Annotated in this window: 21 protein-coding genes and 1 pseudogene; 12 read left to right on the top strand and 10 right to left on the bottom strand. The window is 74.4% G+C overall.

Translation table 11 applies throughout. The features are described from left to right. Positions 1-83: 83 nt before the first annotated feature. Genes ACIOHG_RS09240 through ACIOHG_RS09205 form a run of 8 tightly spaced genes read left to right on the top strand, consistent with a single transcriptional unit; the run spans position 84 to position 9328 of the window. On the top strand, positions 84-1355 hold the full coding sequence (locus tag ACIOHG_RS09240) for an MFS transporter (protein ID WP_400947371.1): 1272 nt from the start codon (positions 84-86) through the stop codon (positions 1353-1355). Continuing rightward, positions 1352-2623: an ATP-grasp domain-containing protein gene (locus ACIOHG_RS09235; protein WP_400947369.1), complete on the top strand. Its 1272-nt coding sequence runs from the start codon at positions 1352-1354 to the stop codon at positions 2621-2623. The genes ACIOHG_RS09240 and ACIOHG_RS09235 overlap by 4 nt, the downstream gene beginning before the upstream one ends. Beyond that, positions 2620-3840, top strand: a complete 1221-nt coding sequence (locus tag ACIOHG_RS09230) for a lysine N(6)-hydroxylase/L-ornithine N(5)-oxygenase family protein (RefSeq protein ID WP_400947367.1) — start codon at positions 2620-2622, stop codon at positions 3838-3840. The genes ACIOHG_RS09235 and ACIOHG_RS09230 overlap by 4 nt, the downstream gene beginning before the upstream one ends. 2 nt (positions 3841-3842) lie before the next feature. Then, positions 3843-4229 carry a cupin domain-containing protein gene (locus tag ACIOHG_RS09225; protein WP_400947365.1) on the top strand — a complete coding sequence of 129 codons (387 nt, stop codon included), beginning with the start codon at positions 3843-3845 and terminating at the stop codon, positions 4227-4229. After that, positions 4226-5350: an FAD-dependent oxidoreductase gene (locus tag ACIOHG_RS09220; protein ID WP_400947362.1), complete on the top strand. Its 1125-nt coding sequence runs from the start codon at positions 4226-4228 to the stop codon at positions 5348-5350. Before ACIOHG_RS09225 ends, ACIOHG_RS09220 begins: the two co-directional genes overlap by 4 nt. A 26-nt stretch (positions 5351-5376) precedes the next feature. Continuing rightward, the gene (locus ACIOHG_RS09215; RefSeq protein WP_400947360.1) at positions 5377-6981 is read left to right on the top strand and encodes a class I tRNA ligase family protein; all 1605 of its coding nucleotides are present in this window, start codon (positions 5377-5379) and stop codon (positions 6979-6981) included. 29 nt (positions 6982-7010) lie between these two features. Continuing rightward, on the top strand, positions 7011-8228 hold the full coding sequence (locus tag ACIOHG_RS09210) for an acetyl-CoA carboxylase biotin carboxylase subunit family protein (RefSeq protein ID WP_400947358.1): 1218 nt from the start codon (positions 7011-7013) through the stop codon (positions 8226-8228). A 38-nt stretch (positions 8229-8266) separates the two neighbouring features. Next, positions 8267-9328, top strand: a complete 1062-nt coding sequence (locus ACIOHG_RS09205) for a threonine aldolase family protein (RefSeq protein WP_400947356.1) — start codon at positions 8267-8269, stop codon at positions 9326-9328. 50 nt (positions 9329-9378) lie between these two features. Here the strand turns inward: ACIOHG_RS09205 and ACIOHG_RS09200 are convergent, their stop codons facing one another. Continuing rightward, positions 9379-11658, bottom strand: a complete 2280-nt coding sequence (locus ACIOHG_RS09200; protein ID WP_400947353.1) for a PQQ-binding-like beta-propeller repeat protein — start codon at positions 11656-11658, stop codon at positions 9379-9381. Positions 11659-11962: 304 nt separating this feature from the next. Here ACIOHG_RS09200 and ACIOHG_RS09195 point away from each other — a divergent pair, with 304 nt between their 5' ends. After that, positions 11963-12604 (top strand): TetR family transcriptional regulator, encoded by a 642-nt coding sequence (locus ACIOHG_RS09195; protein WP_099900076.1) that lies wholly within the window; start codon positions 11963-11965, stop codon positions 12602-12604. Positions 12605-12804: 200 nt separating this feature from the next. On the opposite strand, the gene ACIOHG_RS09190 is transcribed toward ACIOHG_RS09195, so the two are convergent. The 6 genes from ACIOHG_RS09190 to ACIOHG_RS09165 all read right to left on the bottom strand — a co-directional run bounded on the left by ACIOHG_RS09190 (position 12805) and on the right by ACIOHG_RS09165 (position 18458). Next, entirely contained in the window at positions 12805-13752 is a 948-nt protein-coding gene (locus ACIOHG_RS09190) for a beta-ketoacyl-ACP synthase III (RefSeq protein WP_400947349.1), read from the bottom strand. Between the two features lie 96 nt (positions 13753-13848). Continuing rightward, positions 13849-14766, bottom strand: a complete 918-nt coding sequence (locus ACIOHG_RS09185) for a L,D-transpeptidase family protein (RefSeq protein WP_400947346.1) — start codon at positions 14764-14766, stop codon at positions 13849-13851. A 213-nt stretch (positions 14767-14979) separates the two neighbouring features. Further along, entirely contained in the window at positions 14980-16143 is a 1164-nt protein-coding gene (mqnE, locus tag ACIOHG_RS09180) for an aminofutalosine synthase MqnE (RefSeq protein ID WP_400947343.1), read from the bottom strand. 53 nt (positions 16144-16196) lie between these two features. Continuing rightward, positions 16197-17162 (bottom strand): threonine/serine dehydratase, encoded by a 966-nt coding sequence (locus ACIOHG_RS09175; protein WP_400947341.1) that lies wholly within the window; start codon positions 17160-17162, stop codon positions 16197-16199. A gap of 35 nt (positions 17163-17197) precedes the next feature. After that, positions 17198-17659: an Lrp/AsnC family transcriptional regulator gene (locus tag ACIOHG_RS09170; protein WP_033250846.1), complete on the bottom strand. Its 462-nt coding sequence runs from the start codon at positions 17657-17659 to the stop codon at positions 17198-17200. A gap of 118 nt (positions 17660-17777) precedes the next feature. Then, entirely contained in the window at positions 17778-18458 is a 681-nt protein-coding gene (locus ACIOHG_RS09165) for a UbiX family flavin prenyltransferase (protein ID WP_400947337.1), read from the bottom strand. A 243-nt stretch (positions 18459-18701) separates the two neighbouring features. On the opposite strand from ACIOHG_RS09165, the gene ACIOHG_RS09160 reads away from it, so the two are divergent. Both ACIOHG_RS09160 and ACIOHG_RS09155 read left to right on the top strand, forming a co-directional pair. Then, entirely contained in the window at positions 18702-19442 is a 741-nt protein-coding gene (locus ACIOHG_RS09160) for a cyclase family protein (protein ID WP_400947334.1), read from the top strand. Positions 19443-19532: 90 nt separating this feature from the next. Continuing rightward, a complete protein-coding gene (locus ACIOHG_RS09155) occupies positions 19533-20261 on the top strand; it encodes an MOSC domain-containing protein (protein WP_400947331.1) in 729 nt (242 codons plus the stop codon). A 4-nt stretch (positions 20262-20265) separates the two neighbouring features. Here the strand turns inward: ACIOHG_RS09155 and ACIOHG_RS09150 are convergent, their stop codons facing one another. After that, positions 20266-20643 carry a VOC family protein gene (locus tag ACIOHG_RS09150; RefSeq protein WP_400947329.1) on the bottom strand — a complete coding sequence of 126 codons (378 nt, stop codon included), beginning with the start codon at positions 20641-20643 and terminating at the stop codon, positions 20266-20268. A gap of 212 nt (positions 20644-20855) precedes the next feature. Between ACIOHG_RS09150 and ACIOHG_RS09145 the strand changes: the two are divergent. Further along, positions 20856-23464 (top strand): annotated as a pseudogene (locus ACIOHG_RS09145) (fumarate reductase/succinate dehydrogenase flavoprotein subunit). 94 nt (positions 23465-23558) lie between these two features. On the opposite strand, the gene ACIOHG_RS09140 reads toward ACIOHG_RS09145, so the two are convergent. Continuing rightward, positions 23559-23984, bottom strand: coding sequence for a cytotoxic translational repressor of toxin-antitoxin stability system (locus ACIOHG_RS09140; protein ID WP_400947326.1), 426 nt, complete (start codon positions 23982-23984; stop codon positions 23559-23561). After that, positions 23981-24397: a prevent-host-death protein gene (locus ACIOHG_RS09135; RefSeq protein ID WP_400947323.1), complete on the bottom strand. Its 417-nt coding sequence runs from the start codon at positions 24395-24397 to the stop codon at positions 23981-23983. The genes ACIOHG_RS09140 and ACIOHG_RS09135 overlap by 4 nt, the downstream gene beginning before the upstream one ends. Between the last annotated feature and the right edge of the window lie 13 nt (positions 24398-24410).

The following is a 24410-nucleotide window of genomic DNA, read 5'->3' as shown; positions in this document are numbered from 1 at the left end:
GTGCACATGCCGGGCTGTCAGCAGCCCGGCCGGGGTGGCGATTTCCGAGGTTCTACGGGGGAACTTCCATGGCGTCCGGCCGCATGACGGCTTATTTCGTGCTGCGCTCGATCGGCTGGTTGGTCGACAACCTGCTGGTCTTCGGCATCCCGCTGCTCTGCTACCGGGTGACCGGCGGACTCGCCTGGTCCGGCCTGGCCGTGGTGCTGACCTGGACGCCCCGGCTGCTCTCGCTGGCCGGCGCGGGCTACCTGGTGGACCGGCTGTCGATCCGTCAGGTCTTCGCGGTCGCCGACGCGGGACGGCTCGTCCTGGCGGTCGGCTGCGCCCTGCTGATCCTGCTCCGGCCGGGCACCGCGGTGCCCGTGGTGCTGGTCTTCGGCATGCTGTCGGGCGCGTTCTTCGAGCAGACCTTCGTCGCGGGCGAGAAGGCCGGGCAACTGCTCGTCCCGCCGGAGCGGGTGGCCCGCACCCAGTCGGTGCTGACCGGGCTGGAGCAGGCCGCGATCATCGCCGGTCCGGCCCTGGGCGGACTGCTGCTGCTGTTCCCGCCGGTGGTGTTCGTCGCCACCGCGGGCGCCGGCTACGCGGTCAGCCTGCTGCTGGCCCGGACGCTGCCCGCCGGGCGGGCCGACCCGGACGCGGCGCCGTCCCCGCTGGCCGGCCTGCGCCGGACCGTGCGGGACCCGGTGCTGCGCCGGGTGGTGCTGCTGACCATGGGGCTGAACTACCTGCTCAGCCTGCTGATCGGCAGCGCCCCGGCGCTGGTCGCCACCCGGTACGGCGTCTCGGAGAGCGCGCTCGGCTTCGTCTACTCCGCAGCCGGCGTCGCCTCGGTCGCGGTGGTCGGCGCCGCCCCCTGGCTGATCGGCCGGCTCGGGCTGTGGCGCTACGGGATCGGCGTGGCGCTGGCCTCCGCCCTGGTCTGCCTGGGGCTGTCGGCCGCCCCAAATCTGGCGCTGTTCGGCACCGCCCTCGGCGTGTTCCTGGCCCTGGACTCGCTGTTCAGCGTCTACCTGCGCACCACCCGGGCGGAGCGGGTGCCGACCGCCGAGTACGGCAGCACGGTCGCCGCCTTCGGGCTGCTGCTGGTGGCGCCGATGCCGGTGGCCGGGGCGACCCTCGCGCTGGCCGGCTCCGCGGCCGACCCGGCCGTCCTGCTGCGCGCCGCCGCGCTCGGGGCGCTGGTGCTGACCCTGGCGCTGCTGCCCGGGCTGGCCCGGGCCGACCGCTCCGACCGTCCTGCCCATCCCGACCGTCCTGCCCATCCCGACCGCCCCGACCACACACCCTCACTCCGCCGCGCCGCCGTCCCGGTGGCCGTGGCCCACGAACCGGAAGACACCGCACGATGACCAAGCATTCCGACCGCCGCATCCTCGTGATCGAAGCCCTCTCGGGGGGTGTGCTGCTGGTGGAGGCCGCCCTGGACCTGGGGATCGGCGTCGTGGTCGCCAGCGCCGACACCGAGGACCGGGTGATGCCCGCCCACCTGCGCGACCGCATCGACGAGTTGGTGACCGTCGAGACCAACGACCTGCCCGCGCTGCTGGCCGCGGTCCGCGAGCTGCACGACCGGCTGCCGCTGTCCGCGGTGTTCCCCGGCTGCGACGTCTACGTCCCGAATGCCGCGCACCTGGCCGCCGAGCTCGGGCTGGCCGGCCTGGACGTGCGGACCGTGGAGCAGGTCCGGGACAAGACCCGGATGCGCGAGGCGGTCGCGGCCGCCGGGCTGCGCGGCCCGCGCTTCACCGAGGTGGCCTCGGTCGAGGAGTTGCCGAAGGCCGCCGAGCACGCCGGGTTCCCGTGCGTGGTCAAGCCGGTGGACCAGTCCGGCAGCCTGCACGTCTCGGTGGTCCACGACCTGGACGAGCTGACCGAGGCGTACCGCCGGCTGAGCACCGACACCTTCGTCGACCTCGGCCGCCCGATGATCGCCCGGGCCCTGGTCGAGGAGTACCTGGACGGGCCGGAGTACAGCGTCGAGGGCTACGTGCTGGACGGGGCGGTCACCGTCGTCGCGGTGACCGAGAAGCTGCTCGCCCCGGAGCCGTACTTCGCCGAGGTCGGCCACCAGCTGCCGGCCGACCTTCCGGCCGGGGACGCGGCGGCGGTCGAGGAGTACGTCGGGGAGGTGGCCCGGGCGGTCGGCCTGACCGTCGGGCCGTTCCACTGCGAGCTGCGGCTGACCGGCCGGGGCCCGGTGCTGGTCGAGATCGGCGCCCGGATGGGCGGCGACCGGATCGCCGAACTGGCGCTGCTGGCCACCGGCGTGAGCCTGCCCCGGGTCTGGCTGGCCGCGCTGCTCGGCCTCGACCCGCGGGAGGCGGGCGCCTTCGGCGAGCCGGTCGCGGCGGTGGCGGGCATCCACTTCTTCACCGCCCCGGGGCAGACCCGGTTCGAGCGGGCCACCGGCCTGGACGTGGCCGCCGCCCTGCCGGGCGTGCGCGAGGTCCGGCTCGACCTGGCCCCGGGCGACCCGATCCACCCGCACCTGGACGACTTCCGCTGCCGGCTCGGCCAGGCGGTCTTCACCGCCGACTCGCCGGCCGCCGCCACCGCGCTGCGCGCCGCCGTGGACGCCGCCGTGCGGATCAACCCCGAGGCGGAGGAGGAACGGTGAGCGAGCTGCTGGACTACCTGGCGGTCGGCGCCGGCCCGGCCAACCTCAGCCTGGCCGCCCAGGCCGCGGCCCGCCCGGGCACCGCCGGGCTGCACCTGGACCGCCGGGAGGGGCCCGCCTGGCACCCGGGCCTGCTGCTGCCGGACGCCACGCTGCAGAACTCGCCGTTCAAGGACCTGGTCACCCCGGTCGACCCGACCAGCCGGTTCTCCTTCCTGTCCTTCCTCGCCGCGAAGGGCCGGTTCTACCAGTTCCTGACCGCGCGCTTCCCGGCCGTCCACCGCGCCGAGTTCAACCAGTACCTCGGCTGGGTGGCGGAGGAGCTGGGCGACGCCGTCCGCTACGGCCACGAGGTGACCGGGGTCAGGTTCCGCGACGACCACTTCGAGGCCGAGACCCCCAGGGGCACCTTCCGCTCCCGGCACTTGGTGGTCGGCACCGGCCCGCAGCCGTACCTGCCGCCCGCGCTGGAGGGCGCGACCGGGCCGGCGGTGTTCCACTCCGGCGAGTTCGTCCAGCACGCCGAGGCGCTGGCCGGCCGCCGGGTCGCCGTGGTCGGCGGCGGGCAGAGCGGCGCCGAGATCGTCCGCCACCTGCTGGTCGGCCGGGACCGGCCCGAGCAGGTCAGCTGGATCAGCCGGCGCCCCGGCTTCCTGCCGCTGGACGAGTCGGCGTTCACCAACGACCTCTACCTGCCGGAGGCCGCCCGGGAGTTCTTCGACCGGCCGAAGGAGCAGCGCGCCGCGCTGCTGGCCGAGCAGAAGTACGCCAGCGACGGCGTCAACGAGAGCCTGCTGGCCGAGCTGTACCGGATCGTCTACCTGACCAGCCACGTCGAGGGGCGGCCGGAGCTGATCCGGCTGCTGCCGGGGCACGAGGTGGCCGGGCTCGCCGAGCGGGCCGACGGGCTGCGCCTGGTGCTCAAGTCCGCGGCGGAGGAGACCGCGGTGGACTGCGACGCGGTGGTGCTGGCCACCGGCTACGTGCAGCGGCTGCCGCAGTGCGTCGGCGAGCTGGCCGGCCGGATGCGGCTGGAGGACGGCCTCCCGGTGGTCCGCCGGGACTACTCGGTGGAGTGGGACGGGCCGGCCGACAACCGGATCTACCTGCAGAACGGCGCCCGGCACGCGTTCGGCATCACCGACCCCAACCTGGGCCTGCTCGCCTGGCGCAGCCGGGTCATTCTCGACAGCATCCTGACCGACGGAGGAAACTGACGATGCATCAGCTCTCCGGGGCGGACCCGGCGACCGGCGACCGGTCCGTCGAGATCCGCTACCTGGCGCCCGACGTGGACGAGACCGGCACCTCCAGCCTGGAGGCCGACCTGGGCGCGGCCGAGGTGCTGGCGGCCGTCGGCAAGGTCCCTGTCAACCTGGCGCTGTTCACCGTGCCGCCGCACTCGGCCACCATGCCCGACTGCCACCGCTCGCAGGAGCTGTGGCTGGTGCAGCGCGGCCACGGCGTGATCACCTGCGGCGGCCGCGAGCACCCGGCCCGCCCGGGCGGGCTGTACGCGCTGCCCGGCGGCGAGGAGCACCGACTGCACACCGGCGACGAGGAGATGACCGTGCTCTCGCTCTGGTGGCAGGAGTCCGGCGCGTGAGCGGGACGTACGACCTCGCCGTGGTCGGCACCGGCATCGTCGGCGCCACCGCCGTCGCGCTGGCGGCGCTGCGCCACCCCGGGGCCTCCGTGGTCGCGGTGTGCGCGGGCGCCGTCCACGACGGCTCGACCGCCCGCTCGCTGGCGGTGGACATCCCGGCGGGGCGGACCGGACGGCAGCGTGCACTGGCCCGCCGCAGCCTCGACCTGCGGGCCGAACTGGCGCCGCTGGCACCGGCGTTGAACGCCGAGTCGCGGCCCGCGTACTGGGTGCTGCCGGACGGCGGCGCGGCGGCGGTCGACGGGCAGCTGGTCGGCGACGCGCTGGCGCCGTGCGACCCCGCCCGGGGAGCGGCGCTGCGGGCGGTGTTCGGCGGCCCGGTCGGCGCGGCCGGCACCGGGCTGTGGCGCTCCGCCCCGGCGACGGTGTCCGAACCGGCCGCCGCCGTCGAGCAGTTGCTCGGCGTGCTGGGCGGCGGCGCGCCGGGCGGGCTGCTCGGCGCGGGCCCCGGCGGGCCGGCCGGCGGCGGCCCGCGGCGCGACCTGGTCGAGGGCTTCGCGGTGCGCCGGATCGAGCCCGGCCCGGACGGCCTGCGGCTGGTCTCCTCGGACGGCGGCCAGCTGACGGCCCGTCGGGTGCTGGCGGCGCCGGGCGCGGCCGCGCTGGACGGCCCGTTCGCCGCGACGGCGGAGCGGCTCGGCGCCCGGACCAAGAAGATCGTCGCCTACCGGCTGCGCGGCGGCGAGCCGGGTGCCGACCGCCCGCTGCTGGTGCTGGACGAGCCGGACGCCTTCCTGCTGCCGGTCGGGTCCGGCTCGGACTGGTGCTACAGCATCACCAGCGCCGACTGGGACTGCCCGGCCGAGCGCGGCCGGCTGGCCCCGGACCCGGCCGACCGGAAGCTGGCCGAGGCCGTACTGGCCGAGCAACTCCCGGTCTTCCGGCCCGAGTTCACCGGCTGCCGGACCGGCACCGACCTCTACCTGCCGGACTTCGCCCCGCTGATCGCCCCGCTGGACGGCCTGGACGGCGCCGTCCTGGCGACCGGCGGCGCCGGCTCCGGCTTCCGCCTCGCCCCGGCCATGGCCGAGGGCGCCCTCGCCCTGCTGGGCCTGGCCTGACCTCCCGAACCGCCCCGAGGACCGTGATGCGAACCAACGCCTCCCCCCGCCACTACCTGCTCGTCCCCCCGGAGCCCACGCCCAACGGACACCTGCACCTGGGCCACATCGCCGGCCCGTTCCTGCGGGTGGACGCGCTGGCCCGCTTCCTGCGGATGCGCGGCGACCGCCCGGCGATCATGACCGGCACCGACGCGTACGAGCCCTGGGTCGCCATGAAGGCCCGGGTCGACGGCGTCGACCCGGCCGAGGTGGTGGCCCACTACCACCAGGTCATGCAGGACGACCTGGCCGCGCTGCGGATCGGGATGGACGCGTTCGTCAATCCCGTCGAGGAGCCCTGGCACGGCCTGTTCCAGCGCGAGATCGACGACTGCGTCGCCCGGCTGGACGCCCGCGGCGCGGTGCGCACGCTGGCCGAGAAGGTCCCGTACGAGCCGGTCGGCGGCCGGTTCGTGGTCGGGCCGCTGCTGCTCGGCCGCTGCCCGGACTGCGGCACCGAGGTGGCCAGCTACTTCTGCGAGGGCTGCGGCGCGCACTTCCGCCCGGACGAGGTGGTCGACCCGCGGCCGCGGCTGGCCGCGGACGCCGGCTGGCAGTGGCGGGAGATCGGGACCCGCTTCCTGCGCACCGCCGGACTGGCCGAGCTGGAGCCGGAGTTCGACCGGCTGGACCTCGCCGAGCGGTACCGCTCGACGGTCCGGGCGCTGCTCGGCCGGGGCGGCGCCACGATCCGGCTCGGCGTGCCCGAGACCTGGGGCATGGCGCTGCCCGGCGGTCAGGACGGCGTTCCGTCCAGCTTGTTCTCGTACACCGGCGGCTTCATGTTCGCCCGGCTGCTCGGCGAGATCCACCGGCAGCGGATCGGCGGCGCGGTCAACTCCTTCTCGCCCGAGTCGGACGTGGTGACGGTGACCAGCCTGGGCTGCGACAACGTGGTGTCCGCGCTGGTCTGCATCAACGCGGTCGCGCTGGTGCACGGCGACACCCGGCCCTACGACCGGGTACTGATCAACGAGTTCTACCAGCTGGCCGGGGAGAAGTTCTCCACCAGCCGCCGGCACGCGATCACCGCCTCGGGCGTCGCCGCGGTGCACGGCCTGCGGCCGGACGCCGTCCGGTACCACCTGGCGCTGGTCAACCCGGAGGCCGGGCAGACCAGTTTCGAGCCGGCCGAGTTCCTGGACAGCGCCAACCGGCGGCTGGCGGGCGTCCTGGAGGAGCGGGTCGCCGCGGCCTGGGAGCGGCTGCCGGCCGCGCCGGGCGCGCTGGGCGGGCCGGTGCTGGCGGCGCTGGACGCGCACCTGGACCGGCTGGAGCGGGCCCTGGACGGCCCGACCGTGCGGATGGCCGAGGCCGGCGCGGTGCTGGACTCCTGGATCGACGCCTTCCCCGGCGCCGACGGCGATCCCGACCTCGGGTACTGGTGGCTCAAGGGCCTGGCCCTGCTGGGCTTCCCGATCATGCCGGACTTCGGTGCCGAGCTGTGGCGGCGGCTCGGGGCGGCCGGCGACCCGACCTTCGCCGCCTTCCCGGAGCGCCCGGCCCCGGCGGCGGCCGCGCACCGGCGCTGGTTCACCCCGGTCGCCGCGGCGGACTTCGCCCGCTGCCTGCCGGACACCCTGAACTGACCCCCACCGCACCCCTTCGGAGCCCCCGCGTGCCCGCACACCCGCACTACCTGGTCCTCAACCGGTACGACGACGAGGACGCCGAGTACCACCGGTACTGCGCCGACCTGCCCTGCGACCTGTCGGTGGTCAGCACGCCCGACGGCGTGCCCGCGCTCGGCCCGGTCCCGGCCGACCGGGTGGCCGCCGTGCCCGACCTGGAGTTCGGCACCGTCCTGGCCGCCGCGCTGGAGCTGCGGGAGCGGCACGGCGCCTTCGACGGCGTGGTCGGCCTGTCGGAGTACGACGTGCTGACCGCCGCCCGGGTCCGTGAGGCGCTCGGCGTGCCCGGCCCGTCGGTCGACCTGGTCCTGGGCTTCAAGGACAAGGTGGTGATGAAGGAGCGGGTGGCCGCGGCCGGGCTGGCGGTGCCGCGGTTCGCCGCGCTGGCGGGCGGCGCCCCGGCGGCCGAGCTGGAGCGCGCGGTCGGCTTCCCGATGGTCCTCAAGCCGCGGGCCCGGGCCGGCTCGTCCGGCGTCCGGATCGTCCACGACACCGCCGCCCTGCTGGCGGCGCTCGCGGAGACCGACGCCGAGGAGTACGAGTGCGAGGAGTACGTCTCCGCCGAGATCTACCACGTCGACGGGGTGCTGGCGGACGGCCGGGCGCACTTCGTCAGCGTCTCCGGGTACGTCAACACCCCGCTGGAGTTCACCGCGGGCCGCCCGCTCGGCTCGGTGTTCCTGGACCCGGGCGCGCTGCGCGAGGAGCTGGCCGCGTTCGCGCTGGCCTGCGTCCGGGCGCTCGGCCTGGAGACCGGCTGCTTCCACCTGGAGGTGATCCGCCGGCCGGGCGGCGAGCCGGTCTTCCTGGAGGTTGGGATGCGCCCGGGCGGCGCCGAGGTCCCGTTCGTCCACCGCGAGGTGCACGGCATCGACCTGATGGCGGAGACCTTCCGCACCGTGCTCGGCCTGCCGCTGCAGTCGGCCGGCCGGACCTTCGAGCATGCCAGCGCGGGCTGGGTCGTGGTGCCCGAGCCCGCCCCCCGGCCAGCCCGGGTGCTGGGCCGCACCCCGATGACGGGGGTGGTGCCGCAGGTGTACGCCGAGGTGCTGCCCGAGCCCGGCACGGTGTACGACGGCACCGGCGGCTACTTCCACGTGCCGGGCCGCTTCCGGCTGGCCGGACCGGACGAGCGCGGCGTGCGGGCCGCGGCCCGCCGGGTGATGGCCGAGTACCGGCTCGACGTGGAACCGGTCCGGCCGTGACCCCCAGCCCCGCCCCCGATCGAGGAACGAGCACGACGATGACCCAGCAGCAGCGGCACGACCCCGCCTTCCGCGCCTTCGCCAGCGACAACTACGCGGGCGTGCACCCCGAGGTGCTGGCGGCGATCGCGGTCGCCAACGGCGGCCACCAGGTCAGCTACGGCGAGGACGCCTACACCGCGCACCTGCAGGAGGTGTTCCGCGGCCACTTCGGCCCGACCGCCGAGACGTTCCCGGTGTTCAACGGCACCGGCGCCAACGTGGTCGCGCTGCAGGCCATGGCGGACCGCCGGGACGCGGTGATCTGCGCCCGGAGCGCGCACGTCCACGTGGACGAGGGCGGTGCGCCGGAGGTGATGGCCGGCCTCAAGCTGCACACCGTCAACGCCCGGGACGGCAAGCTCACCCCGGAGCTGCTCGACCGTCAGGCGTACGGCTTCGACGACGAGCACCGGGCCCGGCCCGCGGTGGTGGCGATCGCCCAGTCCACCGAGGTCGGGACCTGCTACACGCCCGAGGAGGTCCGGGCGGTCTGCGAGCACGCGCACGGCCTGGGCATGAAGGTCTACCTGGACGGCGCCCGGCTGGCCAACGCGGCGGCCTCGCTGGGCGTCCCGATGCGGGCCTTCACCACCGACGCCGGGGTGGACGCGTTCTCGCTCGGCGGCACCAAGAACGGCCTGCTGCTGGGCGAGGCGGTCGTGGTGCTGAACCAGGACGCGGTCCGGGGCGTGCGCTTCCTGCGCAAGACCTCGATGCAGCTGGCCTCGAAGATGCGCTTCGTCTCGGTCCAGTTCGAGGCCCTGTTCGGCACCGACCTGTGGCTGCGCAACGCCGCGCACTCCAACGCGATGACCCAGCGCCTGTTCGCGGCCGTCCGGGACCTGCCCGGCGTCCGGATCGACCGCCCGGTGCAGGCCAACCAGATCTTCGCGGTGCTGCCGCCGGCCGTCACCGCGGCCCTGCAGAAGCGCTTCCGCTTCTACACCTGGGACGTGCTGACCGGCGAGGTCCGCTGGATGACCTCCTTCGACACCACCGAGGCGGACGTGGACGCGTTCGCCGCCGCGATCGCCGAGGAGCTGGCCGCGGCCGCCTGAGACCGCCCGGCCCCGCTCCCGGTCCGGGGGGCGGGGCCGTACCGTTTCCGCTACTGCTGCGGGACGGCGGTGCCGTAGAAGGAGTCCAGCGCGTACACGCAGCGGTCCTTGGAACCGACGAAGACCCGGCCGCCGACGGCCACCGGGGAGCCGGTCAGCTCGCCCTTGGTGCCGAGCTCCCAGCGCAGCCGGCCGGTGGCCAGCTCCAGGGTGTGCAGCGAGTGGTCCCGGCTGCCGAGGTGCACCAGGCCCTCGGCGACGGCCGGGGAGCCGACCAGTTCGGCCCGGGCGGCGTACCGCCAGCGCTCCCGGCCGGTGTCGGCGTCGAACGCGAACAGGGTGTCGCCGGAGCCGAGCAGCACGGTGCCGTCGGCGACCGCGGCCGGTTCGGCGCCCTGCCGGGCCGCGGTGGCGGCCCGCCACCGGCCGCGGCCGGTGGCGGCGTCCAGCGCGTACAGGGTGCCGAGGTAGTCGGCGACGTACACCGCCCGGCCGTCCACCGCGGGCGGGGTGAACAGCACCACGGGGGCGTCGAAGCGCCAGCGCTCGGCGCCGGTGGCGGCGTCCAGCGCGTACACCCGCTGACCGGAGGTCAGGTACAGCACGCCGCCGTGCTCGACCGGGCGGGACGGCACCTCGCCGGCCAGCGGGTGCGACCAGCGCACCCCGCCGCCGCGCGGGTCGACGCAGTGCAGCCGGCCGCCGCCCTGGTAGTAGGCGGCGCCGCCGATCAGGGCCGGACCGGCCTGCGGGTTCTCGTACTCCTGCTGGGCGTCGTCGGTCCGCCACAGCTCGGCGCCGCTGGCGGCCGAGCGCAGCTGCACGCCGCCGCCGCGGATGCCGCAGCAGAGCACGCCGTCGGCGGCGTCCAGCGAGTAGACCCAGCCGTCCAGCGAGTTGCGCCAGCGCTCGGTGCCGTCGGCGGCGTCGACGGTGTAGAGGTGCGGGCCGTCGGCGGCGTGCACCCGGCCGGCGTCGACGGCCAGCGCCCAGGCGACGTCCCGGGTCTTCCAGCGGCGCTCGCCGGAGCGGATGTCGAGGGCGTGCACCTCGAAGCTGGAGACGAACAGGGTGCCGTCGGCGACCACGGGGGTGCCCCAGACGTCGTTGGACATCCGGAACCGCCAGGGCCGCCAGCGGGCGGCGGGCTGCGGCGGGGCGGCGGACGGGCCCGAGGTGCGGCGCACCCAGTCGGTGCTGGGCGGGGAGGCGGGCGGCGCCGCGGGTTCGGCCCGCGGCCCGGGCCCTATCGGCACGTGCGCGCCGGGCAGCCGGACCTCGCCGCCCTCGTCGGCCTGCGGGCGCCGGTGCGGCCTGATCCGCTCGGTGGCGGAGCCGAGTTCGGCGGAGGCCCCGACCTGCGCGACCGACGCGGGCGGGGCGGCCGGCGGTGCGGGCGGCTGCGGCGGCACGGCGGGGGGCTGCGGGCTGACGGGGCGTCGGCTGCTGCGCTTGGCCTCGATCAGGTCGAGGGCGCTGGTGGGCAGCCAGTCCCCGGCCTCGCCGGAGGCGTCGGCCCGGGAGAACAGGTGCGGGGCCAGTTCGGCCTGGATCTGGGCGGGCGTGGGCCGGTGCTCGGGCGAGGGCCGCATGCAGGCCCGCACCAGGTCGGCGAGTTCGGCGGGCAGGCCGGACAGGTCGGGCTGGTCGCGCAGCAGTTGGAACACCGTCTCGACCGGGTTGGCGCCGCGGTAGGGCGGGTGGCCGGTGGCGCAGAACACCACCAGCGAGCCGAGCGAGAAGACGTCGCTGGCGCCGGTGACGCTGCGGCTGTCCCGGGCCTGCTCGGGCGACATGTAGGCGGGCGTGCCGACCGCGACGTTGGTCATGGTGAGGCGGGTGCTGGAGACGCCGGCCGCGATGCCGAAGTCGATCACCCGGGGCCCGTCCTCGACCACCAGCACGTTCGACGGCTTGAGGTCGCGGTGCACCAGGCCGGCCGCGTGGATGGACTGCAGCGCCTCGGCGATGCCGGCGGTCAGCCAGCGCACCGCGTCGGGCGGCAGCGGCCCGCACTCGGTGACCAGGTCCTCCAGCGAGGGCGCGGGCACGTAGGCGGTGGCCAGCCACGGCACGGCCGCGTCGGCGTCGGCGTCCACCACGGCCGCGGTGTAGAAGCCGCCGACCGTCTTGGCCGCCTCGATCTCGCGGGCGAAGCGGACCCGGAACAGGTTGTCCTCGGCCAGTTCGCTGCGGACGGTCTTGATGGCCACCCGGCGCCCGGACGCGGAGCGGGCCAGGTACACCAGACCCATGCCCCCCGCGCCGAGCCGGGCCAGCACTTCGAAGGGCCCGATCCGCCTCGGATCGTGCGCCGTCAGCTGGTCCACTCCGCAGCCACCTCCCCTTCGCCAACGCCCCCCGGCGGTGGCGCGTCCCCGATTCTCCAATGCCCGCCGCCCGGGAGCCAATCTCCCCCGCCCGTGACACGCCCCCGGGTACCGGAGCCCGCTCCTCCGGCTCACCCCGATCGGCCCGCCGGGGACACCGGAGCTGACTTGTCGTCACGCTGTGGGGTCATCAGCACACGGGGGGGCAACAACGCGCACGGAAATGGAGCGGTTTCTGCCCTCGGCCGGACTAATAGTCGCACTACCGATTAGCGCCAAGATCTTGCCGCTGTAAGCTGACGGCATGACAGGACAAGTTCGCACCGTCGACGGTCGCGTCGCCGGGCGGCGCGGACAGGAGACGCGGCAGAAGCTGCTCGACTGCCTCCGCGAGATGCTCAGCACGTCGCCCTACCGGGACGTCAAGGTCATCGACGTCGCCCGTATGGCGGGAACCTCCCCCGCGACCTTCTACCAGTACTTCCCGGATGTCGAGGGCGCCGTCCTCGAGATCGCCGAGGAAATGGCCGAGGACAGCGGCGGGCTCAAAGAGCTCGTCGATGGAAAGTCCTGGGCGGGAAAGACCGGCTTCACCACTTCCGAAGAACTGGTGGACGGATTCCTCGCCTTCTGGCGCAAGAATGACGCCATTCTCCGAGTGGTCACGCTCGGCGCCGCGGAAGGGGACAAGCGGTTCTTCAAGATCCGCATGAAGGTCCTCAACTCGGTGGCCGCCCCGCTCGCCGAAGCCGTCCGCAACAACCAGGGGAAGACCGACAAGTCGGTCGACCCGTCGGCGATCGCCGGCTCGCTGGTGTCGTTGCTGGCCGCGGCGGCCGAGCACGGCAAGGCGTTCACCTCGTGGGGCGTGAAGGTCAAGGACCTCAAGCCCAACCTGGCGCTCCAGGTGTACCTGGGAGTCACCGGAAAGAAGCCGCCGAAGTAGGAACCCGTTCCTTGTGGCGCTCGGCCCCGGTTCCTGTCCGGGTGTCGGATGCGGCCGTGCCTCGGGGGAGGTTCGCCGACGTACCGCGGAGCGCCATCCACCCACGGACGGAGGGGCGGCCGGGAGAACTTCTCCCGGCCGCCCCTCCGCTTTTCCGCGCCCGTTCGGCCCGTTCGGCCCGTTCGGGGCCGGGGTCCCGTTCAGGGGCAGCGCACGACCTGTCCGGCGTAGGCCAGGCCGCCGCCGAAGCCGAACAGCAGCACCGGGTCGCCGCTGTGCAGTTCGCCGCGCTCGACCAGCTTGGACAGCGCCAGCGGGATCGAGGCCGCCGAGGTGTTGCCGGAGTCGACCACGTCGCGGGCGATCACCGCGTCCTCGGCCAGGCCGAGCTTGCCGGCGATGGCGTCGATGATCCGCAGGTTGGCCTGGTGGGCGACGAAGCCGCGCAGCTCGGACGGGTCGAGGCCGGCCTTCTCGCACGCCTTGCGGGCGAGCGGGGCGACCTGGGTGGTGGCCCAGCGGAAGACCGTCTGGCCCTGCTGGCTGATCACCGGCTTCCAGTCGCCGCCGATCACCACCGCCTCGCCCTTCTCCGGCTCGGAGCCCCAGACCACCGGGCCGACGCCGGCCCGCTCGTCGGGCACCGCCTCCAGCACGGCCGCGCCGGCGCCGTCGCCGAAGATCACGCAGGTGGTGCGGTCGGTCCAGTCGAGCAGGTCGGTCATCCGCTCCGCGCCGATCACCAGCGCCCGGGTGGCGGCGCCGGCCCGGATCGCGTGGTCGGCGGTGGCCAGCGCGTAGGAGAAGCCGGAGCAGGCGGTGTTCAGCTCGTACGCGGCGGGGGCCGGGATGCCGAGCCGGGCGGCGACCGCGGCGGCGGTGCTGGGGCTGCGCTCGACGGCGGTGCAGGTGGCGACCGCGACCAGGTCGATCTGGTCCGGCGTCACCCCCGCGTGCGCGAGCGCCTTCTGGGCGGCGGCGACCGCGAGGTCGACCAGGGTCTCGTCCTCCGCGATGTGCCGGGTGCGGATGCCGACCCGGGTCCGAATCCACTCGTCGTCGGTGTCGACCAGCGCCGAGAGATCGTCGTTGGTGAGGATCTTCGGCGGCTGGTGGTGGCCCAGCGCCACGATGCGGGAGGCGGTCATACTGCCACTCAACCGGGTTACCGGTGAGTCGGGCGGTGACACTCCGGTACAGGATCGGGTGCCGGATGCTGTAGGTCCCTCACAACGACCCGCTGCTCAGGCGGCCAGCGAGGCGGCGTCGCCCATCACGATCATCGGGTGCAGGGCCGGGTCGAGGGTCTTCAGCAGCTCGACCATCCGGTCCTCGGCCAGCGAGACGCAGCCGTGGGTGGGGCCGCCGTGGTCGACGTGCAGCCAGATGCCGCCGCCCTTGGCCGCGCCCTGCGGGTAGCTGGTGTCGAGCGGCGAGCGGCCGGGGACCCGGTTGTAGTCGATGGCGACCACGTAGTCGAAGGAGCCGGCCAGCTGCTCGCCGTTGAAGCCCTGCCCGGAGACCACGAAGCTCTTGTCCTGGTCGTACGGGAGCCGGGCGCCCGGGTCGGCCTTGCGGCCGCCGGCGTCGGTGAGCGAGAAGAGGCCGATCGGGCTGCGCAGGTCGTCCAGCCGGTGGTCGGTGGTCCAGCCCCGGTAGGCGTTGTGCGCGGGCCAGGCCGCGCCGGCCTGCCAGCTGCCGTCCTCGGCGCGGGTCCAGAGCGTGACGGTGCTGTCCGAGGAGTTCTTGTCCTTGCCGGTGGCGACCACCAGCTGGCGGGTCTGCTCGGGGATCTTCGCCGTCCAGTCGGCGCCGAGGCCGGGGATCGCGGTGAGCCGGTCGCGGTGCGAGCGGTCGGCGGCGGGGGCGTCGGTGCGGGCCTCGGCGGCCTGCATCGGGACGACCTCGGGCTGCTGGTCCGGGGCGGCGCTGGCGGTGGTCGGCGCGAAGGTCCGGCCGGGGCCGAGGGTGAACCAGCCGGCCGCGAGCGCGAGCAGGGTCGCGGTGCCGGCGGTGAACCTCCGGGTGCGGCGCTGCTTCGCCTTGCGGCGGCGGCCCGCGGCCCGCGCGGCGGCTCGGCCCTGGGGCTGCTCGGTACCGCTGCGGGCCCCCCGGGCAGGGGCCGACCGGCGGTGCGAGGCAGCGCGATGGGAACCGGACATGCGGACGATCCTCCCAGACCTCGGGGACGCGACGGAACCCGAGGCGTGTGATGAGCCTGTGAGCATACGCGGCCGGAAACGTTTCTCCCCCACCCGGCCGGACGCCCCGGTGGTGCGCCGCCGCCCCGTGCGCCCCCTGCGGAACCTGCGGAACGGACCGCGCCCGGTGGCCGGAAAGCGGCCACCGGGCGCGGTCGGGACGCCGACGGGGAGTCAGAGGCGCATCGCCTGCGGGGTCTCCCGTCGCTGCAGGTCGGGGCCGTCGTACTCGCGGATGATCTCGTAGCGGGTGTTCCGCTCGACCGGGCGGAAGCCGGCGTCCCGGATCAGGCCGAGCAGGTCGTCGCGGCCCAGCTTGTTCGGGGTGCCGAAGTTGTCCGCGTCGTGGGTGATCTTGTACTCGACCACCGAGCCGTCCATGTCGTCCGCGCCGTGGCTGAGCGCCAGCTGGGCGGTGGTGACGCCGTGCATCACCCAGAAGACCTTGACGTGCGGGACGTTGTCGAACAGCAGGCGGGACACCGCGAAGGTCTTCAGCGCCTCGGCGCCGGTGGCCATCTCGGTGCGCTCCATCAGGCGGTTGCGGACCTTGCCGTCCTTGGAGTCGTGGAAGTCGTGCTGGTAGCGCAGCGGGATGAAGACCTGGAAGCCGCCGGTCTCGTCCTGCAGCTCGCGCAGCCGCAGCACGTGGTCGACCCGGTGCCGGGGCTCCTCGATGTGGCCGTACAGCATGGTGGCCGGGGTCTTCAGGCCCTTCTCGTGCGCCAGGCGGTGAATGCGCGACCAGTCCTCCCAGTGGGTGTCGTGGTCGACGATGTGCTGGCGGACCTCCCAGTCGAAGATCTCCGCGCCGCCGCCGGTCAGCGACTCCAGGCCGGCCTCGATCAGCTCGTCCAGGATCTCGCTCGCGCTCAGGCCGCTGATCCGCTCGAACCAGTGGATCTCGGTCGCGGTGAACGCCTTCAGCGAGACGTTCGGCAGCGCGGCCTTCAACTCCTTGAGCGAGCGCGGGTAGTAGCGCCACGGCAGGGTCGGGTGCAGGCCGTTGACGATGTGCAGCTCGGTCAGCGACTCCGACTCCATCGCCTTCGCCAGCCGGACGGCCTCCTCGATCCGCATCGTGTACGCGTCCTTCTCGCCCGGCTTGCGCTGGAACGAGCAGTACGCGCAGGAGGCGCTGCACACGTTGGTCATGTTCAGGTGGCGGTTGACGTTGAAGTGGACGACGTCGCCGTTCTTCCGCGTCCGCACGTGGTGCGCCAGGCCGCCCAGCCAGGCCAGGTCGTCGCTCGCGTAGAGCGCGATCCCGTCCTCGCGGGTCAGCCGCTCACCGGCGTAGACCTTCGCCTCCAGCTCGCGCTTGAGCCCTGCGTCCATGCGGCGCTCCGCCTCCTTGCGACTTCGATTCGTTGCCGGGACCGAGCCTACGCCTAGGCGGACAGCAGCTCGGCCAGCAGGGCGGGCTCCAGGTTGCCGCCGCTGACGACCGCCGCGAACACCCTCCCGCCCAGTTCCTCGGCGCGGTGGAAGTAGGCGGCCGGGGCGACCGCCCCCGAGGGCTCGGCGACCAGCCGGCCGCGCCGGGCCAGCAGGGCGACGGTGGCGCGGATCTCCTCCTCGGAGACCGTGACGATGTCGTCCACGTACGCCGAGATGTGCTCGAACGGGAGCACGCCGACGGACGGGGTGCGCAGGCCGTCGGCGATCGTCCGGTAGGTGTCGGCGACCGGCCAGGCCGTGCGGACGCCCTTGCGCAGGCTCTCCTGCGCGTCGGCGGCGAACTCCGGCTCCACGCCGATCACCCGGACGCCCGGGCAGGCCAGCTTGATCGCCGCGGCCGTGCCGCCGATCAGACCGCCGCCGGAGACCGGCACCAGCACGGTGTCCAGCTCGTCCGGGGCGTCCTCGGCGATCTCCAGGCCGACGGTGCCCTGACCGGCGACGATGTACGGGTCGTCGTACGGCGGCACCCAGACATAGCCGTGCGCGGCGGCCAGCTCGGCCGGGACGGTGTCACGCTGCTCGGCGGTGACGATCACCACCTCGGCGCCGAACGCCCGGGTGTTCTCGATCTTCACGGCGGGCGAGGTGTCCGGCATCACGATCACCGCCTTGATGCCGAGCCGCTGCGCCGCGTACGCCACCGCCTGGGCGTGGTTGCCGCTGGACTGGGCGACCACGCCCCGGGCCCGCTCCTCCGCGGTGAGCGCGGCCAGCCGGTTCATCGCCCCGCGGATCTTGAACGCCCCGGTCGGCTGGAGGTTCTCCGGCTTCAGCCAGAGCGCCCGCCCGTCCTGCCGGGAGGCCCACGGGCAGGGCAGCAGCGGGGTGCGCACCGCGGTGCCGGCGATCCGGCGCCGGGCGGCGTGCAGGTCTTCCAGGTCGACCAGGGTCATGCGGCGTCCTCGGGGTTGACGGTGCGTCGGAGCGGCTACTCGGCGGGGTGGAGCGGGAGTTCGCTGACCCGGTTCTCCCACTTGGTGGAGAGCACCACCGTGGTCCGGGTGCGGGCCACCCCCTTCGTCCCGGAGAGGCGCTTGACCACCGACTCCAGGCCCTCCACGTCCGGGACCCGGACCTTCAGCATGTACGAGTCGTCGCCCGCGATGAACCAGCAGTCCTCGACCTCGGGCAGGTCCTTGAGCCGGTGCGAGACGTCGTCGTGGTCCGCCGCGTCGGTGAGCTGCAGCCCGATCAGGGCCGTCACCCCGTAGCCGAGGGTCGCCGGGTTGACCGTCGCCCGGTAGCCGGTGATCACGCCGGCCTGCTCCAGGCGGTTGATCCGGTCCGTCACGCTAGGGCCCGACAGGCCCACCAGGCGGCCCAGCTCGGCGTACGACGCGCGGCCGTTCTCCCGGAGTGCCTGGATGAGCTGTCTGTCCACAGAGTCCATTGCCTGCCGCGTCCTTCCGAACCTCTCCAGAACCACAGATCATTTTCCGGAATCCAAGGCGCTGCGCACCGATCAACCCGGGTATCCCAGAGAACATACTCTCCCGTAACCAGCCCGCTCACTCGCCCCGGCGCGGGTCGCTTTCCGGGTGTCGTCCCGGCGTGCTCGCGGCCTCCCCCAGCTCGCCCGACCAGCGGCGGTACAGGCCGTGCGGCACCCCGACGGCGTCCAGCACCCGGCCCGCGACGAAATCCACCAGTTCCCGGGCCGTCGACCCGCCCGCGTAGAAGCCCGGCGAGGCCGGCAGCACGACGGCGCCCTGCGCGTCCAGCTCCACCAGGTGGCGCAGCGTCGCCCCCGTCAGCGGGGTCTCGCGCAGGCAGAGCACCAGCGGGCGGCGCTCCTTGAGCGTGACGGACGCGACCCGCTGGAGCAGGTCCTTGGACAGCCCCAGCGCGATGCCGGCGGCGGCGCCGGTGGTCGCCGGGACGACCAGCATGCCCTTCGCCGGGTACGAGCCGGAGGACGGGCCCGCCGCGAAGTCCCCGGCCGGCCAGTACCGGACGTCCGTCAGCTCCTCCTCCCCCACCTCCAGCCAGCGGGCCAGGTCCGCCGCCCAGTGCGCGTCCCTGAACGGGATGCCGGTCTCGTCCAGGACGGTCAGCCGCGCGGCCCGGCTCACGATCAGGTCGACGGGCTCGCCGGCCGTGAGAAGCGCGCGGATCACCGCGGCGGCGTAGGGGGTGCCGCTGGCGCCGGTGACGCCGACGACCCAGGGCTTTCGGGGGGAGGTGCTCATGGGTCGACATTCTCCGGCACACGCTGGGTGATCAGGGGGCCGGGGAACGGCGGGGCCGAGAGGCGTTGGGCCGGAGCACAGCGGGGCGCTACGGGGCGTCGGCCAAAGACCTTCGGCCCGAAACGGGGTCGGCGCTTCGCGGCCCGTCAGTCACCCGCCACTCGGCCCCGCCGTTCCCCGGGCCCCTGGAGCTTCGCTCCTGGCGGGCTCCTGATTTCGCTCATCTGAACCAGAATGGGTGGCATGGCTGCTGTGTTGGTGGATCTGACGCATCCGGTGGTGTCCGGGATGCCGGTGTATCCGGGGGATCCGGGGGTGGAGTTGCGGGCGGCGCTGACGGCCGAGGTGGAGGGGGTGAACGTGATGGCGGTGCACCTGGGGTCGCAGACGGGGACGCACGTGGATGCGCCGTACCACCTGGACGTGCGGTGGCCGACGTTGGACGGGTTGCCGCTGGAGCTGTTCACGGGGCCCGCGGTGGTGGTGGACCTGCGGGAGGTGCCGGCCCGGGGGGAGGTGACGGTGGGTCACCTGGCGGCGGCGCTCGCGGTCTCGGGGCCGGGGACGGTGCTGCTGCTGGCGACGGGGTGGCCCAAGTACTGGGGGACGGACCGGTACTTCGCGCATCCGTACCTCTCGGCGGAGGCCGCGGAGGCGATCGTCGCGGCGGGCGTGCGGACCGTCGGGGTGGACGCGCTCTCGGTGGACCCGACGCCGGACCCGGGGCCCTCGGACCCGGGAGTGGCGGAGCTGCTGGCGGAGTTGAAGGACGAACACGACCCGGAGCCGGAGCAGTTGACGCTGGCGGCGCACCGGGTGCTGCTCGGGCCGGAGGGCGGCGGGGTGATCGCGGAGAACCTGACGGACCTGACGCCGCTGCTGGAGGCGCAGGCGGCGGGGGTACCGGTGGAGGTCTCGCTGTTCCCGATGCGGTTGACGGCGGCGGACGGGGCGCCGGTGCGGGCGGTGGCGCGGATCGGGTGAGGTCGGGTGAGGTCGGGAACGGCTCGAATCGGCTCCCCCGCACCGGACTTGGTCTAGACCACCGGGGAGGGTCGCCGCTAGGCTCGCGCCATGCCTGAGATCCTCGGTGTGGTCGAGCGCTTGTGGCGCTACCCCGTGAAGTCCGCGGGCGGCGAGTTGCTCGGCTCCGTCGAGGTGGAGGGGCGCGGCCTGGTCGGCGACCGCCTGTACGCGGTGCGGGACGGCGCGGGGCGGCTGGGTTCGGGCAAGAGCACCCGGCGGTTCCGGCGGATGGACGGGCTGCTGCGGCTGAGCGCCCGGCTGGGCAGCCGGATCGACGGGCCGGAGCTGTTCGACCCGCTGGGGATGCCGGTGCCGGACCCGGACGCGTTCCTCCGCGCCTACCTGGAGCAGGAGGACGTGGGCCTGGCCCGGGAGGACGCGGTCTCGCACTTCGACGAGCTGCCGGTGAGCGTGCTGACCACCGCGACCCTGGACTGGGTGGCCCGGGCGGTGCCCTCGGCGGTGGTGGACGAGCGGCGGTTCCGGCCGAACGTGCTGCTGCGGACCCCGCCGGGGACGCCGCCGTTCGTCGAGGACTCCTGGTACGGCCGGGAGGCCGGGGTCAGGGGCGGGGCGCGGCTGGCGTTCGTCCGGGCCAGCGTGCGGTGCGCGATGGTGGGCGCGGCGCAGCCGGGGCTGCCGCACGCGCCGGAGGTGCTGCGGGTGATCGCGCAGCAGCGGGACACCGAGCTGGGCGCGCTGGCGACGGTCGCCCGCCCGGGGCCGCTGCGGGTCGGGGACGTGCTGGCGCCGGTGCGCGCCCGGGTCGGGGTCTGAGCCGTCAGCCCTGGTGGCGCGGGACCAGGCAGAAGGGGTGGCCCGCAGGATCGGTGAAGACGCCCCAGCGTTCGTGGCGGGTGCGCGGTTCGGCGCCGAGCGCGACCGCCTCGGCAGCGGCGGTGTCGTAGTCCTCGACCTCGATGTCGAGGTGGAACTGCTGGGGGTGCGCCGGGTCCGGCCAGATCGGCGGGCGGTAGTCCTCGGCGCGCTGGAAGCCGAGCACCCGGCCGTCGGGCAGGTGGACGGTGGACCAGTCGGCGTCCAGCGACCAGCGCGGGTCGGGCCGGTCGACCTCGCCGCCGAGCAGCGCGGCGTAGAACTGGGCGAGTCCCGCCGGATAGTGGCAGTCCAGCACCACGCACTGCAGTGTGCCGATCATCGTGTTCCCCGTTCCGCTCGCCGTGGGCCCCGGCTTCCAGCATGGCGCATCGGCGCGGCGGGTGGCGCATCGTTCGGCGGGAACGGTGTCGGCGCTGGTGGGCGGGGGTTCCGACGGGCCGTCAGGTGGCGTAATGGTGCGGCAACCCAACCGGGGGCGCGCCGGCCCCAGTGTTGCCGCGGACAGCGCAGCCGAGGGCCGGAGCAGACCCGATGACCAGCGAGAACACCGTGCGGGGCCCGAGCAGGCGGCCGCGCGCCGACCGGGCCCGGCAGGTCGCGGACGTGCTGCGGCAGCAGGTGCTGAGCGAGGCGTTCGGGACCGGGCCGCTGCCGCACGAGGACGTGCTGGCGAAGGAGTTCGGGGCGTCCCGGAACACCGTGCGGCAGGCGCTGGACCTGCTGCGCGGGGAGGGCCTGGTGCGCCGGGTGCCGGGGTCGGGGACGCTGGTGGCGGCGGAGAAGGTGCCGCACGGGCTGACCCGGCTGGAGGGCCTGGCGGAGACCCTGCACGAGCACGGCGAGTACGCGGTGCGGCAGGTGCACCGCTCCGGCTCGTACGTGCTGCCGATGCCGGAGGGCAAGGACGTCAAGAAGGTGCTGTACCGCGTGCTGCGGGAGCGCCGGATGCGCGAGAAGGTCACCATCGAGAACCGGGTGATGCCGGTCCGGGTGCTCACCTCCGGCGGCCGGGCGGTCGGCGCGGCCGGATTCGACACCCGCAGCGGCGAGTTCGTGCTGGTCTCGGCCGGGGCGGTGGTGCTGGCCACCGGCCCGTGCGGGCGGCTCGGCCTGCCCGCCAGCGGCTACCTGTACGGGACGTACGAGAACCCGACCAACGCGGGCGACGGCTACGCGATGGCGTACCACGCGGGCGCCGAGCTCTCCGGCATCGAGTGCTTCCAGATCAACCCGCTGATCAAGGACTACAACGGACCCGCCTGCGCGTACGTCGCCAACCCGTTCGGCGGCTACCAGGTGAACCGGCACGGCGAGCGGTTCGTCGACTCCGACTACTGGTCCGGGCAGATGATGGCCGAGTTCGCGGTCGAACTCGCCTCCGAGCGCGGCCCGGTGTACCTGCGGACCACCCACCTGCCGGAGGAGACCGTGCAGGCCCTGGAGTCGATCCTGCACACCACCGAGCGCCCCAGCCGGGGCACCTTCCACGCCGGGCGCGGCCACGACTACCGCACCCACGACGTGGAGATGCACATCTCCGAGATCGGCCTGTGCGGCGGCCACAGCGCCAGCGGCGTCTGGGTGGACGAGAACGCCGCGACCACGGTGCCGGGCCTGTACGCGGCCGGGGACCTGGCCTGCGTGCCGCACAACTACATGATCGGGGCGTTCGTCTTCGGCGAGCCGGCGGGCACCCATGCGGCCTCCCGACTGCCGGATTTTCCGGCGGAGTTGCCGGAGGAGCAGATCGCCGAGGCGCACCGGCTGGTCTACCGGGCGCTGGAGCACCCCGACGGGCCGCCGCAGCAGCAGGTCGAGTACAAGCTCCGGCGCTTCGTCAACGACTACGTGGCGCCGCCGAAGACCGGCGCCCGGCTGTCGGTCGCGCTCGACCACTTCGAGCGGATGCGCGGCGAGGTCGCCGGGATCGGCGCCCGCACCCCGCACGAGCTGATGCGGGCCGTCGAGGTCGACTTCATCCGGGACTGCGCCGAGATGGCGGCGCGCGCCTCGCCGGCCCGCGAGGAATCCCGCTGGGGCCTCTACCACCAGCGCCTGGACCGGCCCGCGCAGCACGACGACTCCTGGTTCCGGCCCCTCAACCTGCGCAAGCGCGCGGACGGCGCGATGGAGTTCCTGACCCGCCCCGTCGCCCCCTACCTGGTCCCGGTCGAGGGCCTGGAGCCCCCCGCCGGGGAGGTCGAACTGCTCGGCACCGTCGAGGCGATGGTGGTCGGCCGCACCGGGGCGAGCGCCACGGCCGCGGGCGGGGCGGCGGCGCCCGGGGCGGCCCGGCCGCAGGACCGCGTGCTGGAGGTGTTGCGGGCCGAGGGCGCCGAGATCGTGCGCTACCTGACGGACCGTGAGCCGGACGTCCGGCTGGCCGCCGTCGCCGCGCTCGGCGAGCACCTGCCCGAGGGCACCGGCCCCGCGCTGGTCGGCGCCCTGGCCGACGCCGACGCGCGGGTCCGGGCGGCGGCCGTCGCCGCGCTCCGCGAGCTGGTGGAAGTCCTGGACGCCTCGCTCGGCCCCGGCCTGGCCGCCGTCGCCGACTCCCCCGACCCCGTGGTGCGGGCCGGCGTCCTGGAGTCGGCCCGCGTCCTGCGCACCGGGACGGTCGGCCTGTTCGCGGCCTGCAGCCGGACCGGGAGATCCCCGTCCGGCTGCAGGCCGTCCGGGGCCTGGTCTCGCTGGACGCGGCGGCGGAGCTCGCGCTCGGCGCGACGGACCCGGCCCGGGAGGTGCGGGTCGCCGTCGGCGAGGGGCTCGGGGTGATCGGCTCGTTTTCCTCTGCGGAGGCACTGGCGACGCTGGCCCAGGACCCCGACCCGCTGGTCCGAGCCGGCGCGTTCACCGGCGCCGCCGGCCTGGGCGGCCCCGCGCCCCTGGCCGACCTGGCGGAACGCCCGGACGACGCCTGGCAGGTCCGGAAGGCCGCGGCGGCGACCCTGGGAGCGGCCGGGCGGTGGCACGCACTCGTTCCGCCGGCCACGGACGGCAACGGCGACGTCCGCAAGGCGGCGGTCCGCGCGCTGGCCGCCGGCACCGCGGAGACCGCGGTCGCGGCCGCCCTCCGCGAACGCCTCACGGACCCGGACGCGGACGTCCGCGCGTACGCGCGGCTCGCCCTGAACGCCTAGGCAGGCACATGGGTACTCAGGGGCCTGCTGGGAGCGGCGCTCCAGGAGCCCGGGGAACGGCGGGGATCCTGATTTCGCTCCCTGGAGCGCGGGTTCAGGTGCCGTCGGTCCAGAACTGGTTGAGCCGTTCGATCGCCCGGGCCTTGTCCAGCTCGGCCACCTGCTCCTCGGTGAGGCCCACTTGGCTGAGCAGCAGGTGGACGAGTTGGGCGGGCAGTGCCTCGCGCGGGAGCACGGGGGCGCCCCGGTTCGGCAGTACCGCGTCCAGGACACAGGCCCAGAACACGTCCTCTGTGACCTCGATCTGGTCCCGAAGGATGTGCGCCCACAGGCTCGGTCCGTATCCGGTGCGGTCCACCGGGTGCGAGATCCGGGTCCGGAGGATGCGTCCGTCCGGGAGGGTCAGCTCGTAGGTGACGTGGTGGGTGCCGGTGCGGCCCCGCGCGTCGCGTACGCGCTCCCACTCCTCGACCCGGCAGAACTTTTCGTGCCGTTCCCGGGTCGGCTCGGGCCAGGTCACTCGACGGCTCCCAGCACCCACGTCCGCAGCTGCGCGTCGTCACTGAGCGTGATCAACTGGACCAGTCCCCAGTTTCCCGCGTGGTTCGGGGCGTTGAGGAGACGCTCCTGCCAGTCCTCTGCGTACTCGCGCAGTGCGTCGACCAGCTCGTCGATGGCCTCTTCGAAGCTGGCGCCGTCCGCCGCGATCGGGAGGCCGGGAAAGAACGCCGACCAGCCGTCGCCCTCACGAACGACCTCGGCCCTGGACGTGCAGAGCAGTGAAAGGGCCCGGCGCAGCCGCCCGGCGTCGACCACGGCCGTGCGCTCGGCGTCCCGGCGGATCGTCGCGACACGCCCCTGCTCAGCCGCGTCCAGCAGATCCTTGAAGTGCTTTCTGGCCTCGGTGTAGCTCTCGTAATGGACCGACGTCATCGGAGCCCTCCCT

It is taken from the genome of Kitasatospora sp. NPDC088134 (assembly GCF_044741705.1).
In the GTDB taxonomy this organism is placed as follows: domain Bacteria; phylum Actinomycetota; class Actinomycetes; order Streptomycetales; family Streptomycetaceae; genus Kitasatospora.
The sequence above is the reverse complement of the archived record's forward strand: the minus strand, read 5'-3'. Positions and strand labels throughout refer to the sequence as shown.